The organism is Streptomyces sp. NPDC041124 (genome assembly GCF_055592385.1).
In genome coordinates, this window is record NZ_JBVIYR010000006.1 from 251,304 (window position 1) to 265,091 (window position 13,788).

Genomic DNA, 13,788 nt, shown 5'->3' on the forward strand with positions numbered 1-13,788 from the left:
CCCCGGTGCGGGCACCTCCGGGGACCGGAGCCGGGCGAGCCGAAGAGGGTTCCGCCCGTCCGGGGGGACGGACGAGAAGCCGGTCGCGCCCCGGGAGGCCGGTGCAGGCCGGCTCACGGTCCGGGGGGTCGGGTACCGGCCGCTCGGGCGGCCGACCGCAGGGTCTCCCAGTCGGGGAGTTTGACGACGCCGCGGCCGAGGGAGGCGCCCAGCCGGGCCTCGGCCCGTTCGATCGCCCGCCATCCCTGCCACCCGACCGGCTCGACGCCCTCGGCCCGCAGCGCCGTGAGGGGATCGCCGGGCAGGTCGCGGTCCGTGAGCAGGGCGGCGTCCGCCAGCAGGGACGTCACCGTCTCCTTCGCGCAGGACCGGTTGGTGCCGATGACGCCGGTCGGTCCCCGCTTGATCCAGCCCGCCACGTACTCGCCCGGAGCGACGGTGCCCCCGCGCAGGACCCGCCCGGCGAGATGCGGCACCGTCCCCCGGTTCGCGTCGAACGGCAGCCCTTCCAGCGGCACCCCGCGGTACCCCACCGACCGCAGCACCAACTGCGCCTCGATCTCCTCGAACCGCCCGGTGCCCGTGACGCCCCCGTGGCCGTCCGGCACCGTCCGCTCGAAGCGCACCGCCCCCACCCTGCCCTCCCGGGCCACCAGTTCGGCCGGGCGGAGGAAGAAGCGCAGGCGGATCAGCCGCCGCACGCCGGTCTGCCCGGCCGTCCCGGTCGCCCAGCCGCGCAGCACCTCGACGTTGCGGCGCTGCGGACCGGGCAGCGCCGAGGGGTCCGTGTACGCCGGGTCCAGCGCGGACTCGGCCGGGTCCACCACGACGGCGGTGTCCGGCAGCGTCCCCAGTTCGCGCAGTTCCTTGGTGGTGAAGCGGGCCTGCGACGGTCCACGCCGGCCCACCATGTGCACGCGGGTCACCCGGCTCGCCGTGAGTGCGGCCAGGGCCGCGTGGGGCATGTCGGTGGCGCTGAGTTCCGCCGCGCCCCGGGCCAGCATGCGCGTGACGTCCACGGCGACGTTCCCCACGCCGATGACCACCGCCGACCGCACTCCGTCCAGGAACCCGCCGTACACCGCGTCCGGGTGCGCGCTGTACCAGGACACGAACTCGGTCGCCGACCAGCTCCCCGGCAGATCCTCGCCGGGGATGCCCAGCCGCCGGTCGGTCGCGGCGCCCACGCAGTACACCACCGCGTGGTAGAGCTCCCGCAGCCGCCCGGCCGGCACCCCCTCCGGACCGACCTGGACCCCGCCGAGGAACCGCACGCGTTCGTGCTCCAGCACCGCGCGGAGGGTGCCCTGCAGGGACTTGATCTTCTCGTGGTCCGGTGCCACGCCGTAGCGGACCAGGCCGTACGGACACGGCAGCCGGTCGAGGACGTCGACGCGTACCGAAGGGTCCTGCTGGACGAGGCTCTGGGCGGTGTAGCACCCGCTCGGCCCCGAACCGATCACGGCGACACGCAGCACGGCGGAACTCCTCACCCCGCGGGATCGACCGGAGATCGCTGATGTCTTCCAGCATGGCACCGGTCGCGCTCCGCTGACAGGGTGCCGTCGGCCGCTCGGGGTGCGTGTTCCCGCGGAGGGAACTGATCACCCCGTTACGTTGCGTGTGTGCTCGAGGCAGCTTCTCTTCATCTTTCCGATCGCTCTCCCGCGGAGGGTGCGGTGTCCGTGTGGCCCGCGTGGGAGGTGCGCGAGGGGGAACGGGCGACGCGGTGGCTCCATGTGCGGCTCGCCTTCGGCGACGGGGCCAGGATCGACGCGCTCGCGACGGTCTGCGACGGATGGGTCTGTGTGGAGGACGTGCAGGCCCGCCCGGCGCTCACCCTGGAGGACCTCGCGGTGTTCGCCGACTGGATCGAGGGCCCGCTGGCGCACGCCTGCGGGGAGGGCGCCGGGCCGGATCCCGGAGGCGAGGCCGGTACGGGGGCGCATCGCCACGACGGCTCCGGACGGCCGCGAGGTCCCGAGGCGTGGGGCTGCGTGGCACGGGTGTACCGGGAGGCGCGGGAACGCGGCGTGGATCCGGTCCTCGCCGTGATGGACGAGACCGGGTGCAGCCGGCGCGGCGCGCTCCGGCTCATCGGCCGGACACGCGACGCCGGTCTGCTGCCCCCGCGGCGAGCCCGCCGCTGAGCGGCGCCGCTCAGCGGCGGGCTCGCCCCTCGGGGCCGGCGGTCACCCGCCGGCGGCCGTCACAACAGGTCGCGCATGCGGCCGATCTCACTCGTCTGCTGGGCGACCACGTCGTCCGCCATCTCCTCGATCCAGATGTTGTTGCCCTGCCCCTTCACCTCGGTGGACATGGTGATCGCCCCCTGGTGGTGGGTGATCATCAGGGTGAGGAAGAGCTGGTCGAACGCCGCGCCGTCGGCCGCGCGCAGCTGCTCGAGCTGGGCCTGCGTGGCCATGCCGGGCATCGTCGCGTGGTCGTGCCCGTGCCCGTCGTCCCGCTCGGGTTCGTCGTGGCTCTTCAGCCAGCCCTTCATCGCCTTGATCTCCGGCTGCTGGGCGGCGGAGATGCGCTCGGACAACGTGACGATCCGCGGCGACTCGGCGCGGTCCGCCGCGAGGTCCGTCATCTCGAGGGCCTGCGCGTGATGCTCGATCATCATCCGCGCGTAGGCCACGTCGGCGGAGTTGGGGGAGTCGTCCTCCGCGCGCTGCCGCGAGGCCTCCTCGGCCGACAGGGTCCGGTTCTCCTCCCCGGGCTTGCCGGGCGCGATGACCGAAGGCCCGCCCGCCGCGGACGACTTGGTCTCCTCGTCGCCGAAGTCGCAGCTCACGAGCCCGAGTACGGCCAGGGCGGTCAGCCCGGCGGTGAGGACGGACAGGCGTGGCACACGGCGGTAGTGCACAAGGACCTCCTGTGGCTGGCGGTGCCCCCGGAGAGGAGCGGGGCGGGACGCCTCGTGAGCGTCGACGACCGTCCTAGCACGATTCCCGCGCACCATTGATCAGAAAACTCTGTTGCGATGGCGTTGCCCCCTGTTGGTATGAGCATGTCCAAGACGATACTGCCGGAGCGAAATCCGTTCCGACGTGAACGGAACCAGGGAGGAAAACAGTGATCCTGTTGAGAGGTTCCCGAACCCGGCGCAGACGCCTCGGAGTTGCCGCGGCAGCCGGTGGTCTGCTGGCCGCCCTGCTCACCGCATCGCCGGCCGCCGCGATTCCCGACCCCGGGGACTCGCCCGCCGCCCAGAAGGAGGTCTCGCGCAGCGACCAGGCCGAGGCCCGCAGGGCCATCGAGAACGGCGAGATACCGGGCCAGGACGAGGTCGTCCACTCCGACAACATCCGGCACGTGGCCAACGTCCCCAAGGACGCGTTGTCCGGCACCAATTCGGACCTGGCCTTCCAGGGCCGGTACGCGTTCGCCGGCAACTACGACGGCTTCCGCATCTTCGACATCAGCAACCCCAAGGCGCCCAGGACGGTGGCCCAGGTCCTGTGCCCCGGATCGCAGAACGACATCTCCGTCTCCGGTGACCTGCTCTTCCTGTCCACCGACTCCTCGCGCAGCGACAGCAGTTGCAACAGCACCACGCAGCCGGCGACCGAGAAGTCCTCGTGGGAGGGGATGAAGGTCTTCGACATCAGTGACAAGCGCAATCCGCGCTACGTCGCCGCCGTCGAGACCGCCTGCGGCTCGCACACCCACACCCTGGTGCCCGAGCGCAAGAACGTCTACGTCTACGTCTCCTCGTACTCGCCGAACGCGGCGTACCCCGACTGCCGGCCGCCGCACGACGGCATCTCCGTGATCAAGGTGCCGCGCAAGGCCCCGCACAAGGCGGCCGTCGTGGGATTCCCGGTGCTGTTCCCGGGTGAGGGTCCCGACGGCGGCGGCAACCCGGGGGCGCCCACCAACCCGGGTGTCTCCAAGACCACCGGCTGCCACGACATCACCGTCCTGCCCTCGAAGGACCTGGCCGCCGGTGCCTGCATGGGCGACGGCATCCTGTTCTCCATCAAGGACCCGGAGCGTCCCCGGGTGGTCGACCGGGTGCAGGACAACGTCAACTTCGCGTTCTGGCACTCGGCGACCTTCAACCAGAAGGCGAACAAGGTCGTCTTCACCGACGAGCTGGGCGGTGGCGGCGGTGCCACCTGCAACGCGGAGATCGGCCCGAACCGCGGCGCGAACGGCATCTACGACATCGTCGGCAAGGGCGACCGGAGCAAGCTGGTCTTCCGCAGCTACTTCAAGATCCCGCGCCACCAGGCGGACACCGAGAACTGCGTGGCCCACAACGGCTCCCTGATCCCGGTCCGGGGCCGGGACCTGATGGTCCAGGCCTGGTACCAGGGCGGTGTCTCCGTCTGGGACTTCACCAACTCCTCCGAGCCCAGGGAGATCGCGTACTTCGAGCGAGGGCCGCTGACCACCGACCGCATCACCACCGGCGGCTCCTGGTCGGCGTACTACTACAACGGCTACATCTACTCGAACGACATCGCCAAGGGCTTCGACGTCCTGAAGATCGACGACCGGCGCACGGACCCGGCCCGCTCGGTCCGCATGAGTGAGCTCAACGTGCAGACGCAGCCGGACTACTTCGACTGAGCCTCCGGCTCCGTCGCGAAGAACCGGGCCGTGTCCGTCCGGTCCTTCCCGCACGTCCCGCCGGACGCTCCGGTGTCCGGCGGGACACCCGACTCCCAGTCGAGCCCGTAACGCTTGAACAGCTCCGCGCGCAGTACGGGCACGGGCATCGGCGCGCCCGGCATCACGGCCGCGTACACGGCGCCCATCAGCAGGGCGCGCATCATCGGGTAGTCGGTCCCGATGTCCTCGGAGCCGTGCCGGGCGACGGTGTCGCTCAACAATTCGGCCAGGCGGCGCTGTTCCGGGCAGGGCAGGAAACCCTCGGCCTGGAGCAGACCCGCCATGTGCTGGCGCATCAGCACCGGCCGTTCCCGTGCCAGGCCGAGAATCGCGTCGATGGCCCGCGCCATCCGCTCCCCGCCGTCCTCGGTGCGCGGCTCGCGCTCCAGGGCCTCCTCCAGGGTGCGGTGCATCAGACGGTGCACGGCAGACTGGACGAGCTGGCGTTTTCCCGGGAAGTAGTACGACACCAGGCCCCGCGCGGAACCCGCCCGGTCGGCGATGTCGCCGAGGGTCGTCGCCTCGTACCCGTGCTCGCCGACCAGTTCGACGGCGGCGTGCAGCAGCCGCTCTTTCGAACGTCTCCGCAACTCTTCGTTGACCAGGGCGCTGCGCGGGGACATGCTGGACTCCTGCGTTGACTGGTTGCCAGCCAACTATACTCAGCGCGTCGGACGGGCCTTGGGGCCCGTTCCGGGCTGCCGGTCATCTTGGGCGACGCGGGGGATCGCCCAAGATGGCCGGTGCCGGCCCGGGTGTGCGTGCGCCGGCGGGCGCCCGGTGAGTTCGGGCCCGGCGCTCGCGGGGAGCGGCGCCGTCCTCCGAGGTGGCGGGGCGCCCGCGGTCATCCGGCGGTGCGCGGGTGGCGCTGCCGGTGGACGACCACCGCCACGGTCACCACCAGGGCGCCCAGCAGCCAGCCGCCCAGCACGTCCGTCGGCCAGTGGACGCCGAGCCAGACGCGGGTGAGGCCGACACCGGTCACCGAGACGACCGCGACGGTCACCGCCGTACACCACAGGGCGCGGCCCGCGCCGTGACGGTGCACGAGCCACAGCAGGAGCCCGCAGACGACCGTCGCCGTCATGGCGTGGCCCGACGGGAAGGCCGCGTAGTGCGCGGAGTCGACCGGGTCGGGCCAGACGGGGCGGGCCCGGTCCAGTGCGGCCTTCAGTCCCTGCTGCACGGCCGTCGCGGCGGCCACCGTCAGCACCAGCCACCCGGCGGTCCACCGGTCCGCGTACCGCCACACCAGCAGGCCCGCCGCCACCGCGCACAGCACACGCATCGTCCACGGGTCCCAGACCCAGTCCGTCAGGATGCGGGCGGCCCCGGTCAGCCCGGGTTCCGCCACCGCCCAGCGGTGGGTGGTGCGGGCGATGTCGCCGTCCAGGCCCAGCAGCGGTCTCCACTCGACGGCGACCAGCGCCAGGAGCAGCGCCGCAGACAGCGCCAGCGCTCCCGCGGGCAGGCCCGCGGGACGGTGCCGAGGGGGTCTGGGCGGGGAATCGGTGTGGGGGGTGTGCATGGGGCGATCCTTGCGGACCGGCGGCATCCGGGGCCAGTCCTGTCACCGCCGCAGGACCCTGCTCGGTCCGCGGACTATCCCAGTGCCCGCAATCCCGGCACGAACGCCACCAGGACGGGGACCACCGGCACCAGTGACGCCACCGCGGTCAGCCGCAGCCGCCGCCCCGCGCTCAGCCGCTCGGCGGGAGTGAGCAGCCGGTGCACCCGGGCCGGCACCTGGGACCGCGGGTCCGGGCAGGGCCCGAACACCCCGCGGTGCTCGTTCAGTTCGACGAGGGCGAGGGCCGTGGCCAGCCGGCCGACGCGCCGGGAGGCCGTGTCGTCGGCGGCGAGTTCGACCAGCCGGTGCATCTCGTCGCGGAACGCCGCGAACACCGGGACCTGGGGGAACCCGGCCGCCAGCGCCGAGGAACAGTTCAGCAGCCAGTCGTGCCGGGCCCGGGCGTGCCCCTTCTCGTGGGCCAGGACGGCGTCCAGCTGTCTGCCCTTCAGACGGCGCAGCGCGGCCGTGGTGACGACCAGCCGGGGCGGGCTGCCGGGCAGCCACCACGCGTCGGGCCGCTCCCCCTCGAGGACGACCAGACGGTCGGAGCCCGGCTCCTCGCCGGGCAGTACCGGGGCCCGCAGACGCAGTCGGTCCCGCCGGGACCGACGCCTCGCGCGTGCCCGCACGACCTCCCTGACCAGCATCGCGGCGCTCCACAGCCCGCCGCACGCCAGTGCCACCGCGGTGGTCGCCGCCCACATCCCCGCCGTGCCGGGGGAGTACGCCTCCACGACCGCACGCGGCGCGGTGGCGAACACGCGGCCGCCCACCGCCTGCCATGCGGCCGCCGCGCTGAACGTCATCGACAGGGCACAGCACAGCAGTACGGCCGCGATCACGCACTGCCACGCCCACAGCGCCACGACCGGTTCGCGGTCCGGCCAGTCGGCCCGGGACAGCAGCCGGGGACCCGTGACAGCGGTCAGGACGCCGAGCATCAGCAGGACCGCGGGGAGGATCATGTCCGCAGCCTATGAGCGCGGGCCGCCCGGGGGTACGGCCCAACGGCCGAAGTGACGCAGACAACGGTCCCGGATCCAGCGGTGCCTCACATCATCAGCAGCATCGCCACCATCCCGATCGCCATGGACAGCCGGCAGGCCCGCGCCACGTCCGGCCGGTCGCCCCAGCCGGCGCCCGCCGCGGCCCCCGGCGCGGGCACGGGCACCAGGCGGGCCCCCGTCGCCAGCACGTACCCGGCGAAGTAGAGCAGCAGGGTCCCGGTCACCAGGGGGACACCCGAGCCGCCGTGCCCGCCGCCGGGGGCGGCGGTCATGGCCACCGCCATGTACACCATCGCCCCGGCTCCCACCAGGTGGTGCAGGTGGCGGGCGCCCGCGCGGGAGGTCCACAGCGCGTGCAGCCCCGCCGCGGCGAACACCACCGCGAGGGCCGGCCAGGACCAGGACGGCGGGGCGAGCACCGTGGTGGGCACGGCCATGACGGCCATGCCGAACCCCATCAGGGCCTCGCCGCCCGCGGCCCGGCGCTGTTCCTCCACGCGGCTGCGCATCCGCAGCAGACAGTAGGCACCGGTCGCCGCGCAGAGCGCGACCAGCAGCCAGCCGGACGACGCCGGTCCGTGCACGCGAACCTCCCCCTCGACCCGTACGGCGGTCGGTCAGGGGATGCCCGCCCCCGGCGACGGGCACGCGGGCGCACTGGGGTGCACGGGGAGCGTTCGGGGGAGCACAGCAGGTCAGCGACGTATTTTACGAATAAATTATCTGCTAATCTTGCTCCTCGTGAGCAGTTCCCTCCCCACCCACCGCGTCCGGCGTCTCCCGCTCGCCGGCGCACTGCGTCTCGGGCGGCCCTCCGAGATCTGGTTCAAGCCCGCGCTCAGCGTGGTCGTCGCGGTCGCCCCGCCCACCCTGCTGCTGGCGGGGCTCGGCCGGCTCGACCTGGCGATGTACACCATGGCCGGGTCGCTGTGCGCCCTGTACGCCCACAACCGCCCGTACGCCGCCCGGGCCAGGGCGCTGGGGTGGGTGGTGCTCGGCATGCTCGGCGGCCTCGCCGTGGCGCTGGTCGCCGCCTCGCTCACCGAGGACGCCGTCGTCCTGGTCACCGTCGGCGCCGTACTGGCCGCCGCGCAGAAAGCGCTGTGCGACGCCACCCGCGTCGGCCCGCCCGCCCACGTGATCCTCGTCTTCGTCAGCTCCGCCGCGCTGTTCATGCCGGGGACCCTCGGCCAGGTCCCCGGCCACCTCGCGCTCGCCGCCGCGGCGGGCGTGTGGGCGTGGCTGGTCGGCATGGCGCCCGTGCTGGCCCGGCCGCACGGTCCGGAGCGCCGGGCCACCGCCCAGGCCCTGAGGTCCGCCGCGGCGTACGCCGAGACGGCGGACGCCGGGGAGGACCACCCGCGCGCCCGCGCCGACGCCTACGCCGCCGTCCGGGCCGCGTGGCAGTCGCTGCAGGCCGCGGGGAACCGCCCCTCGGTCACCCGCAGGGGGCTCGAACGACTCGTGGTAAGCGCCGAGGTCGCCCTCGCCGCGCCGGCCGACGTCGACCCCGGGCGTCTGCGTGACTGGGCCCGCGCCCTGCGCGGCACCGGCCCGGTTCCGGTCCCCGACGACCCCTGCGCGGCCGACGACGAACTTCGGGGCGTGGCCGCGGAACGCGCCGTCGCGCCCCGCTCCCTGTGGAGCATGCTCGGACCGCTCACTCCGATCGCCGTCCGCACCGCGCTCGGCTGCGCGCTCGCCGGCTACGCCTCTCTGGCCGTGGGCGTCGGCCGGCCCTACTGGGCCCTGGTCACCGCCGCCTCGCTCTACCAGGCCAACCTCACCCTCACCTGGAGCCGGACCGTCCAGCGCGTCGTCGGCAACCTCGTCGGCGTCCTGGTCTTCGCCGCCGTCGCCCCGGTCGCCCACCTCGGCCCGCTCGCCCTCGTCCTGTGCTGCCTCGTCCTCAATTTCGGCGCGGAGGCGTTCATCAGCCGCAACTACTGGCTCGGCAGTGTCTGTGTGACCCCCCTCGCCCTGCTCGTCACCGAGTTCCCCGGTCACCAGCCGACCGGCGAGCTGGTCGGCGACCGCGTCGTGGACACCCTCGTCGGCGCCCTGGTCGGCTTCGCCGCGGCCGTGCTGGTGACCAACCGCAGGGCGGGCGACCGGGTCGAGGAGGCGCTCACCACCGTCGACCGTGCCCGTGAGGACGCCGCCCGTCTGCCGGCCGGGACGCAGGTCGCACCCGCGGCCCTGGACGCCGCCCGCCGCCACCTCGCCGCCGCCCTGGCAGACCTGCGGGCCGCCGCCGACGCCGCGGCCGGCGAGTGGTGGCAGCGCGCGGTGCCCCAGGAGCGGGTCGTGCTCGCCGAGCAGTCGGGACACCGTACGCTCGCGGCGACGGTACGACGCCAGGGGCTGCTCCCCGGCACCAGCACGCACACGGAGGACGTACGGCCATGACGGCGACCGAAGGACCATCGGCGACCGGTGACGAGGGATCCCGGGACACCGGCGCCGACCTGCCGGGCCGGCGGGGCGACACCGTCGCCGCGGTCGTCCGGCAGTGGCGGGCCGTCCACCCCGACCTGGACACCGGCCCCATGGAAGTCATCGGCCGCATCAACCGCTGCGCAGCCCTGCTCCAGCAGGCGGAGGACGCCCCGCTGCGCCGGGCCGGGCTGTCCCGCGCGGAGTTCGACCTGCTCGGCGCGCTGCGCCGCACCGGACACGAGCTGACCCCGAGCGAGCTGGCCCGCGAGACCTTCTCCTCGGGCGCCGCGGTCACCAAACGCCTCAAGCAGCTCAGCGAACGCGGGCTGGTGGAGCGCCGCGGCGACACCCGTGACCGCCGGGTCGCCTTCGTCCGGCTCACCGACGCCGGACGTGACACGGTCGACGGCATCCTGCCCGCGCAGCTCTCCTACGAGACGGCCGTACTGTCCGGCCTGGACGGTCCGCAGCTCGGTGAGCTCGCCGCCCTGCTCGGAGCACTGCTCGGGCAGTTGGAAGGGCGGCTGGGCGCGCTGCGCGCCTGAGGACTCGGCGGACCGCCCGAGTCCGTTTTCCGCCCGTCGCGCCGTGCGGAACGACGGCGGCTGCCCGGACCGGCGGCTGCCCGGACCGGCGGACATCCGACGCGGGCCCGCCCGCGGCCCGCGTGCCCGGACAGCCCCCGGCGCTCCTTCCGCCCCCGCGCTCCCGGTGCGCGGCCAGGCCGTCCTCAGATGCCCGGCCGGTAACGCAGCGGATGATCGGACGGAATCTCGACCAGGACGATCGGGATCCCGTCCGGATCCTCGATCCACATCTCCACCAGACCCCACGGCTCCCGCACCGGAGGCCGGACGATCCCGACGCCCTTGGCCACCAGTTCCCCGTGCGCCGCCGTGAGGTCCTCGACCTGCAGCCACAGCCGGACGTCCGGGGAGGCGGGGGTGGAGGTGTCGGAGCGTCCGGAGAGCTCCAGGAAGCCCCCGCCGAGGAAGTAGACGGTGCCCCGGTCCGGGCCGGTGCCGAACTCGCGGTGGACGGCGAGGCCCAGCTGTCCGCCGTAGAAGGCGCGGGAGCGGTCGGGGTCGGTGGGGCGGAGCAGGGTACGGCTGCTCAGTACGTGCACCATGCGGCCGAGCGTAGTGCCCGGGTTAGTCTCGTCCCCGTCCGAACCACGCCGGAAGCGGCGCACACGAACCAGGGGACCCGGCCATGTCATCCGCCACCGATTCCGTCCTGACCTTCCGCGACGCCACCGAAGCCGATGTGGACGCGCTCGTCGCACTGGTCGAGTCGGCGTACCGGGGAGAGCCCAGCCGGGCCGGGTGGACCACCGAGGCGGACATCCTCCAGGGGCAGCGGACCGACCCCGAGGGTGTGCTGGAGGTCGTCAGGTCGCCGGACAGCCGGCTGCTGACGGTGGAGCGCGAGGGCCGCATCGTCGCCTGCTGCCAGCTCGAACACCGCGGCGCGTACGCCTACTTCGGCATGTTCGCGGTCAGCCCCGCTCTCCAGGGCGCCGGACTCGGCAGGACGATCATCGCCGAGGCGGAGCGCCGGGCGCGCGGGACCTGGGGCGTGGACGAGATGCACATGACGGTGATCTCCGTGCGCGAGGACCTGATCGCCTGGTACGAGCGGCGCGGCTACCGCCGTACGGGAAGGATGACTCCCTTCCCGTACGGTGACGAGCGCTTCGGCATCCCGCAGCGCGACGACCTGCAGTTCGAGCTGCTGGTGAAGGAACTGGCCTGAGAGCCGTACGGCGCCCGGCCGCTCACGCGGTGAAGCGGCCGGTGCGCTTGATCTCCGGGTAGTCGGTGGTCGCTCCGTCGAGCCGCAGGGCCCGGACCAGTCTGAGGTGGTCCTGGGTGTTGACCACCCAGCCGATCACCGCGAGGTCCGCCTTCCGCGCCCGTTCGGCGATCTCCAGGGTGAGCCGGCGGATGTTGAGACAGACGGACGAGGCGCCGGCCGCGACCGCGCGGTCCACGACGCCGGTGTCGTACCGGCTCGCGATGAGCGCCGTGCGCACCCCGGGCACCAGCCGGGCGACCTCGGTGATCGCCTCGTCGTGGAACGACGAGACCTCCACCCGGCCGGCCAGCCCCCGCTCGTTCATCACGGCGGCCAGCGCCCTGGCGGCCCGCACGTCCTTGATCTCGGCCTGGAGCGGGGCCCGGACGGCGTCCAGGACCTCCTCGAAGAGGGGGACGCGCTCGCCGCGCCCCGCGTCCAGGGCGCGCAGTTCGGCGACCGTCTTGCCGGCGACGGCGCCCGTGCCGTCGGTGGTGCGGTCCACGTCCGTGTCGTGCATGACGACGAGCGCGCCGTCCTTGCTCAGGTGCAGATCGAGTTCGATGACGTCGAGGCCCGCCTCCTGGGCGGCGACGAAGGACCGGAGGGTGTTCTCGGGCTCGACACCCATGACTCCGCGGTGACCGATGGTGAGGAAGTTCAAGACTCGACTCGCTTCCGTCGACGGCGGCGGGGGACCGCGTCCCTACGGCCCTCCTGGACCGTATCGCCTGTGCCCGCCGCGTCCAGAGGCTGAACACCGGTGGCACACAGCACCGCCCACTCGGGTGTTCGGCAGGAAAAAATGCGGTGAAGACCGGGGTGCGGCAGGATAATTTCCGGAGGTCCCCCTTGCTGGGAGAAAGCCGCTATGTATACGGTCTCCTTACGAGAGGTTTTCTTGTGGAGGATGGGACATGACGGAGATTCTTGTGCAGGTGGGTGCGGAGGGGCAGGTTCCTTCGGCGACCAGGGTGGTCGAGCACCCGGCGTGGCCCGTGCTCAAGGATGCCGTGGAGCGGATCCGGCCCTGGCAGTCCAAGGACGGGTCGATCGACTTCGACGCCGACGGGTCCCCGGCCCGCGCCGACGCCGCGAACGCGGTGCGCACCGTGATCGGTGCCGTCGAGGAGCTCTCCCCGCTGCTCCCGCACGGCCGTGCCTACCATGAGGCGCTGGCCAAGGACCTGGCCCGCTGGGCCGACGGCGGCTTCGAGGTGCCCGACTTCCTCGACTCGCTGCTGGCCTTCCAGCCCGCCGCGAACCGCGAGGACGGCCTCCAGCACCTGGTCGTCTTCCCGATGTACACGCAGAACGGCAACCCCGACCGCAATCTCGAGGCGGTCGTGCTGCGCATGGTCTGGCCCGACTGGCTGGCCGAGCTGGAGCGCACCCGCTACGACAACCCGCTGTTCTGCGGCATCACCTTCGAGGACTTCACCTCGGGCTACGACACCAACTCCGCGGTGCTCTTCCCCGAGACCATCGCCGTGCGCGAGGCCCCCGAGCGCTTCACCTGGGGCGGCATCTTCTGCGACCGCGAGGCCGCCCGCTTCCGCCGCGTCACCGAGGCCGCCGTCGACATCCTGGGCCTGGAGCTGCCCGAGGACGTCGCCGCCATGGTGCACGACCAGAAGCGCTGCGAAGAGGCGTTCGTGCTCTGGGACATGGTCCACGACCGCACCCACAGCCACGGCGACCTGCCGTTCGACCCCTTCATGATCAAGCAGCGCCAGCCGTTCTGGATGTACGGCCTGGAGGAGCTGCGCTGCGACCTCACCGCCTTCAAGGAGGCCGTGAAGCTCGCCGGCGACGGCGTCCCGCAGGCCCGTGACGTCCAGGTGGCGGTGCTCTTCGACCGCATGTTCCGCTTCCCCGTCACCGGCGAGCGGACGCGCAACTACGACGGCCTCGGCGGCCAGCTGCTCTTCGCCTACCTGCACAAGCACGATGTCGTCCGCTGGACCGACAACAAGCTGAGCATCGACTGGGAGCGCGCCCCGCAGGTCACCAACCAGCTGTGCGCCGAGATCGAGACGCTGTACCGCGACGGCATCGACCGTCCCAAGCTCGTCCACTGGTTCGCCGGGTACGAGCTGGTCTCCGCCTACCTCTCCCCGCACCCGGGCTCCAAGTGGGCCAAGGGTCCCGACGCCCTCGACCTGACGCTGCCGCCGCGCAAGCTCGTCGATGACGTGCTTCCGGACGAGTTTCCGCTGAGCATGTTCTATGAGGCTCTGTCCAAGAAGCTGAAGAACGTGATCGCCTCCACCAGGGGCATCACCGCGGACAGCGCCGAGCGGGTCGCCGCGTGAGCGATCTCGTTCACAACACTGCTCAGGAGGC

General features: G+C 72.8%; 14 protein-coding genes. 6 read left to right on the plus strand and 8 right to left on the minus strand.

Features of this window, described 5'->3' with window-relative positions; all coding sequences use genetic code 11:
• Positions 1-113: 113 nt before the first annotated feature.
• Entirely contained in the window at positions 114-1,478 is a 1,365-nt protein-coding gene (locus ACZ6A9_RS18470) for an FAD-dependent oxidoreductase (protein WP_468986502.1), read from the minus strand.
• 201 nt (positions 1,479-1,679) lie between these two features.
• Between ACZ6A9_RS18470 and ACZ6A9_RS18475 the strand changes: the two genes are divergently transcribed.
• Positions 1,680-2,150 carry a DUF6214 family protein gene (locus ACZ6A9_RS18475; protein WP_468986506.1) on the plus strand — a complete coding sequence of 157 codons (471 nt, stop codon included), beginning with the start codon at positions 1,680-1,682 and terminating at the stop codon, positions 2,148-2,150.
• A gap of 59 nt (positions 2,151-2,209) precedes the next feature.
• Here ACZ6A9_RS18475 and ACZ6A9_RS18480 read toward each other — a convergent pair whose 3' ends face one another.
• Positions 2,210-2,872 carry a DUF305 domain-containing protein gene (locus tag ACZ6A9_RS18480; RefSeq protein WP_468986508.1) on the minus strand — a complete coding sequence of 221 codons (663 nt, stop codon included), beginning with the start codon at positions 2,870-2,872 and terminating at the stop codon, positions 2,210-2,212.
• Positions 2,873-3,081: 209 nt separating this feature from the next.
• Between ACZ6A9_RS18480 and ACZ6A9_RS18485 the strand changes: the two genes are divergently transcribed.
• Positions 3,082-4,584: an LVIVD repeat-containing protein gene (locus tag ACZ6A9_RS18485; RefSeq protein ID WP_468986512.1), complete on the plus strand. Its 1,503-nt coding sequence runs from the start codon at positions 3,082-3,084 to the stop codon at positions 4,582-4,584.
• On the opposite strand, the gene ACZ6A9_RS18490 is transcribed toward ACZ6A9_RS18485, so the two are convergent.
• The 4 genes from ACZ6A9_RS18490 to ACZ6A9_RS18505 form a co-directional block, all read right to left on the minus strand.
• Entirely contained in the window at positions 4,572-5,249 is a 678-nt protein-coding gene (locus ACZ6A9_RS18490) for a TetR/AcrR family transcriptional regulator (protein ID WP_468986515.1), read from the minus strand. The genes ACZ6A9_RS18485 and ACZ6A9_RS18490 overlap by 13 nt on opposite strands.
• Positions 5,250-5,470: 221 nt before the next feature.
• Positions 5,471-6,154: a phosphatase PAP2 family protein gene (locus ACZ6A9_RS18495; protein ID WP_468986517.1), complete on the minus strand. Its 684-nt coding sequence runs from the start codon at positions 6,152-6,154 to the stop codon at positions 5,471-5,473.
• Between the two features lie 74 nt (positions 6,155-6,228).
• Positions 6,229-7,164, minus strand: coding sequence for a M56 family metallopeptidase (locus ACZ6A9_RS18500; protein ID WP_468986520.1), 936 nt, complete (start codon positions 7,162-7,164; stop codon positions 6,229-6,231).
• Between the two features lie 86 nt (positions 7,165-7,250).
• Positions 7,251-7,790 carry a DUF5134 domain-containing protein gene (locus tag ACZ6A9_RS18505; protein WP_468986523.1) on the minus strand — a complete coding sequence of 180 codons (540 nt, stop codon included), beginning with the start codon at positions 7,788-7,790 and terminating at the stop codon, positions 7,251-7,253.
• A 157-nt stretch (positions 7,791-7,947) separates the two neighbouring features.
• On the opposite strand from ACZ6A9_RS18505, the gene ACZ6A9_RS18510 reads away from it, so the two are divergent.
• Entirely contained in the window at positions 7,948-9,615 is a 1,668-nt protein-coding gene (locus ACZ6A9_RS18510; RefSeq protein WP_468986526.1) for an FUSC family protein, read from the plus strand.
• Positions 9,612-10,190: a MarR family winged helix-turn-helix transcriptional regulator gene (locus ACZ6A9_RS18515; RefSeq protein WP_468986529.1), complete on the plus strand. Its 579-nt coding sequence runs from the start codon at positions 9,612-9,614 to the stop codon at positions 10,188-10,190. The genes ACZ6A9_RS18510 and ACZ6A9_RS18515 overlap by 4 nt, the downstream gene beginning before the upstream one ends.
• 185 nt (positions 10,191-10,375) lie before the next feature.
• On the opposite strand, the gene ACZ6A9_RS18520 is transcribed toward ACZ6A9_RS18515, so the two are convergent.
• Positions 10,376-10,774 (minus strand): VOC family protein, encoded by a 399-nt coding sequence (locus ACZ6A9_RS18520; RefSeq protein WP_468986532.1) that lies wholly within the window; start codon positions 10,772-10,774, stop codon positions 10,376-10,378.
• Positions 10,775-10,857: 83 nt separating this feature from the next.
• Between ACZ6A9_RS18520 and ACZ6A9_RS18525 the strand changes: the two genes are divergently transcribed.
• Positions 10,858-11,400: a GNAT family N-acetyltransferase gene (locus ACZ6A9_RS18525; RefSeq protein WP_468986535.1), complete on the plus strand. Its 543-nt coding sequence runs from the start codon at positions 10,858-10,860 to the stop codon at positions 11,398-11,400.
• Between the two features lie 22 nt (positions 11,401-11,422).
• Here the strand turns inward: ACZ6A9_RS18525 and ACZ6A9_RS18530 are convergent, their stop codons facing one another.
• Entirely contained in the window at positions 11,423-12,106 is a 684-nt protein-coding gene (locus ACZ6A9_RS18530; RefSeq protein ID WP_468986538.1) for a glycerophosphodiester phosphodiesterase, read from the minus strand.
• Positions 12,107-12,359: 253 nt separating this feature from the next.
• Between ACZ6A9_RS18530 and ACZ6A9_RS18535 the strand changes: the two genes are divergently transcribed.
• Positions 12,360-13,757 (plus strand): DUF6421 family protein, encoded by a 1,398-nt coding sequence (locus ACZ6A9_RS18535; protein WP_468986541.1) that lies wholly within the window; start codon positions 12,360-12,362, stop codon positions 13,755-13,757.
• The last annotated feature ends 31 nt before the right edge of the window (positions 13,758-13,788 follow it).

Bases quoted from the DNA above. Each gene is read 5' to 3' on its own strand.
- ACZ6A9_RS18490 (WP_468986515.1), bottom strand. From the start codon at position 5,249: ATGTCCCCGCGCAGCGCCCTGGTCAACGAAGAGTTGCGGAGACGTTCG.
- ACZ6A9_RS18495 (WP_468986517.1), bottom strand. From the start codon at position 6,154: ATGCACACCCCCCACACCGATTCCCCGCCCAGACCCCCTCGGCACCGT.
- ACZ6A9_RS18500 (WP_468986520.1), bottom strand. From the start codon at position 7,164: ATGATCCTCCCCGCGGTCCTGCTGATGCTCGGCGTCCTGACCGCTGTC.
- ACZ6A9_RS18515 (WP_468986529.1), top strand. From the start codon at position 9,612: ATGACGGCGACCGAAGGACCATCGGCGACCGGTGACGAGGGATCCCGG.
- ACZ6A9_RS18520 (WP_468986532.1), bottom strand. From the start codon at position 10,774: ATGGTGCACGTACTGAGCAGCCGTACCCTGCTCCGCCCCACCGACCCC.
- ACZ6A9_RS18525 (WP_468986535.1), top strand. From the start codon at position 10,858: ATGTCATCCGCCACCGATTCCGTCCTGACCTTCCGCGACGCCACCGAA.
- ACZ6A9_RS18535 (WP_468986541.1), top strand. From the start codon at position 12,360: ATGACGGAGATTCTTGTGCAGGTGGGTGCGGAGGGGCAGGTTCCTTCG.